This is a genomic window from Mesorhizobium sp. M6A.T.Cr.TU.017.01.1.1, assembly GCF_004023115.1.
GTDB lineage: Bacteria > Pseudomonadota > Alphaproteobacteria > Rhizobiales > Rhizobiaceae > Mesorhizobium > Mesorhizobium mediterraneum.
Map to the genome: position 1 here is coordinate 1 of NZ_RZTA01000226.1, position 3,550 is coordinate 3,550.

Sequence of the window (3,550 nt, forward strand, 5' to 3'; positions counted from 1 at the left end):
GCAAAGCGGATTGGCGCGCCCGGCGACAAACGAGGCGTCGTCGGCTCGTCCGGCGATCCTTTCCGAACATACGGGCCGGCAGGTTGCCGCCGCCTTTGGTGAGCTTTCCGATGCATTCGCCAGCCGCAGCAAGAAAACCTTCGACGAGATGGCCGAAGAGATGCTGAGGCCCATGCTGCAAGACTGGCTGGACAACAATCTACCGACGCTGGTCGAGCGGCTGGTGCGCGAGGAAATCGAACGCGTGGCGCGCGGCGCGCAGTAACAGTTCCGACAGCGGATGACCACCACCACCGCGGCGGCGGTTTCGTTGGCCTGGGAGCTCAACCGCTCTCAACCGATGTGGCAAAGGCGATCAGGTTTCCGTCGGGATCTGCCACGATGAAGGTGCGGGCGCCCCACGGTTCGGTCCGCAACGTCTGATGAAAGCTGGCCCCAGCCGCCTGGTACTCGAGGAACAGCGGCTTGATGGCGTCGACCGCGATGGTTGCCGACAGCAAGTCCTCTCTTGCTCTTAAGCCGTTGTCGAACAGAGGCTTGTCGACATGGCGCAGATTCAACCGCGCGCCGTCGCGAAAGACCTGGGCATAGAAGGGCGGTTCGCCATAGGTGAAGCGCGTCGTGAAGCCGAGCTTCTGTTCATAGAACGCCCGGGCGGCAGCAATGTCGCAGACAAAAAGCTGCGGCTCGGCCAAGGCAAGGAAGGGTTTTTCGGCATCGGATGTCGTGCTGTCGGTCATGGTTTGAAGGCCTTTCTTCAGCGCCTGCCAGCTTTCGAACCCAGCCTTCTTGGCAACCAGCTCCTGGGCGTCGGCAAGCTTGAAGCTGTGATCCAGGATCTGGCGATCGGTCAGATGGCGGAAACGCGGCAGTATCGACCCGATCGCGGCCGCGACGGGATAGTACCGCTCGCGATGCCAGCGCAGGTGGAGCTTGGCCTGTTTCCTGAAGTTTTCGAAATTCGACATGTTCGAAATTCGGCTAGGGCGCGGTGAGGGTTAAGGTGTCGTAGGCGGGCAATGCCCCTCCGGCGGGAAGCCGATGCGCCCTATAGCAGCGTTGGCAAGGTATTGCGGTTCGCGATCGCCGGTCAAGAGGCGTGGCTCATGGAGGATCGCTTATGCGAATTGCCTCGAACTATGAGGCCCCTATCTATTGGCCATGCCATCTGCGGCTGGTTGACTTGCCAACTGCCTTCCGATTTACACCAAACCCAACAATCCCGACAGCTCGGACGCCTTTCCATGCTCGAAAAAACCTACGACGCCAAAACCGTCGAGCCGAAGATCGCTAAAATCTGGGAAGAGGCCGACGCGTTTCGTGCCGGCGCAGGGGCCGAGGAGGGTGCCGAAGCCTTCACCATCGTCATCCCGCCGCCGAACGTCACCGGCTCGCTGCATATGGGCCACGCGCTCAACAACACGCTGCAGGACATTCTGGTGCGCTTCGAGCGCATGCGCGGCAAGAACGTGCTGTGGCAGCCGGGCATGGACCATGCCGGCATCGCAACGCAGATGGTGGTCGAGCGCCGGCTTATGGAAAAGCAGATCCACCGCCGCGACCTGACGCGCGATGAGTTCATCGAGAAAGTATGGGAGTGGAAGGCCGAATCCGGCGGCGCGATCCTCAACCAGCTGAAGCGGCTGGGGGCGTCGGCCGACTGGAGCAGAGAGCGCTTCACCATGGACGAGGGCCTATCCAAGGCGGTGCTCGAAGTGTTCGTCACGCTCTACAAGGAAGGGCTGATCTACAAGGACAAGCGGCTTGTGAACTGGGACCCGAAGCTGCTCACGGCCATTTCCGACCTGGAGGTCGAGCAGCAGGAGGTCAACGGCAACCTCTGGCACTTCCGCTATCCGGTCGAAGGCGAGATCTTCGATCCGGAAAATCCAAAAACCTTCATCACCGTGGCGACGACGCGCCCCGAGACGATGCTGGGCGATACGGCGGTCGCGGTGCATCCGGACGACGAGCGTTTTCGGCACCTGGTTGGCAAAAACCTCGTCCTGCCGATCGTCGGCCGCAAGATCCCGGTGGTGGCGGACGAATATTCCGATCCGGAAAAGGGCAGCGGCGCGGTCAAGATCACGCCGGCGCATGATTTCAACGACTTCGAGGTCGGCAAGCGCCACAGGCTGCCGGCGATCAACATCCTCACCGTCGAGGCGGCGGTGACCCTCACGGACAATGAAGATTTTCTCGCCGGGCTTGAAGTTACCCCCGAGCGCGAGTCCGTCTGGGATGAGCTCAACGGCCTCGATCGTTTCGCCGCGCGCAAAAGGGTCGTCGAGTTGATGGAGGCGGGCGGTTTCCTCGAAAAGGTCGAGCCGCACCGCCATGCCGTGCCGCATGGCGATCGCGGCGGCGTGCCGATCGAACCGTTCCTGACCGACCAGTGGTACGTCAATGCGGCCGAACTCGCCAAGCCGGCGATCGCGTCCGTGCGCGAAGGCCGCACCAAGATCATACCCGGCAGTTGGGAGAAGACTTACTTCCAGTGGATGGAAAACATTGAACCCTGGTGCATCTCGCGCCAACTCTGGTGGGGGCACCAGATCCCGGCCTGGTACGGGCCGGACGGGCGTGTCTTCGTCGAGAAGACCGAAGAGGAGGCGCTCGCAGCCGCCGTCGAATATTATCTGGCGCTGGAAGGGCCATGGAAGGCCTGGGTCGAGGACAAGCTCGAGAACTTCAAGCCGGGCGAGATACTGACCCGCGACGAGGACGTGCTCGACACATGGTTCTCTTCGGCGCTGTGGCCGTTCTCGACGCTTGGCTGGCCGGAAAAGACGCCGGAACTGAAGACCTACTATCAGACCGACGTGCTGGTGACCGGTTTCGACCTGATCTTCTTCTGGGTCGCTCGCATGATGATGATGGGCCTGCATTTCATGGACGAGGAGCCGTTCCATACCGTCTATATGCACGCGCTAGTGCGCGACAAGAACGGGCAGAAGATGTCGAAGTCGAAAGGCAACGTCATCGACCCGCTCGATCTCATCGACGAATACGGCGCCGACGCCCTGCGCTTCACGCTGACGGTGATGGCGGCGCAAGGACGCGACGTGAAGCTCGATCCGGCCCGCATCGCCGGCTACCGCAACTTCGGCACCAAGCTGTGGAACGCGACGCGTTTTGCCGAGATGAACGACGTCGCGAGGAACGACGATTTCTGGCTGAACGACGCCAAGCTGGCGGTCAACCGCTGGATCCTGACCGAACTGACGCGCGCCGCGCGCGAAATCACCGATGGCATCACCTCATACCGCTTCAACGAGGCGGCGGGTGCGGCCTATCGCTTCGTCTGGAACCTGTTCTGCGACTGGTATCTGGAGCTGCTGAAGCCGGTCTTCATGGGCACTGACGAGGCTGCCAAGGCCGAGAGCCGGGCCTGCGTCGCCTTCGTGCTCGATGAGATCTATAAGCTGCTGCATCCGATGATGCCGTTCATGACCGAAGAACTGTGGGCTGAGACATCAGGCGAGGGCAAGGAACGGCCGTCGCTGCTTTGCCATGCCGCCTGGCCGTCGCCCGACTTCGAGGATGAGGC

3 protein-coding genes are annotated in these 3,550 nt (G+C 61.7%); 2 read left to right on the forward strand and 1 reads right to left on the reverse strand.

Annotated elements, in window-relative coordinates; all coding sequences use genetic code 11:
* A partial coding sequence (locus EOB36_RS33390; protein WP_128286562.1) for a PopZ family protein occupies nt 1-265 on the forward strand: 265 nt, incomplete at its 5' end.
* A 58-nt stretch (nt 266-323) separates the two neighbouring features.
* Here the strand turns inward: EOB36_RS33390 and EOB36_RS33395 are convergent.
* Nucleotides 324-968, reverse strand: coding sequence for a VOC family protein (locus tag EOB36_RS33395; protein WP_095485483.1), 645 nt, complete (start codon nt 966-968; stop codon nt 324-326).
* A gap of 276 nt (nt 969-1,244) precedes the next feature.
* Between EOB36_RS33395 and EOB36_RS33400 the strand changes: the two genes are divergently transcribed.
* On the forward strand, nt 1,245-3,550 hold a 2,306-nt coding region (locus EOB36_RS33400), incomplete at its 3' end, for a valine--tRNA ligase (RefSeq protein WP_128286563.1).

Excerpts from the sequence above, each read along its gene's own strand:
- EOB36_RS33395 (WP_095485483.1), bottom strand. The coding sequence starts at position 968 with ATGTCGAATTTCGAAAACTTCAGGAAACAGGCCAAGCTCCACCTGCGC.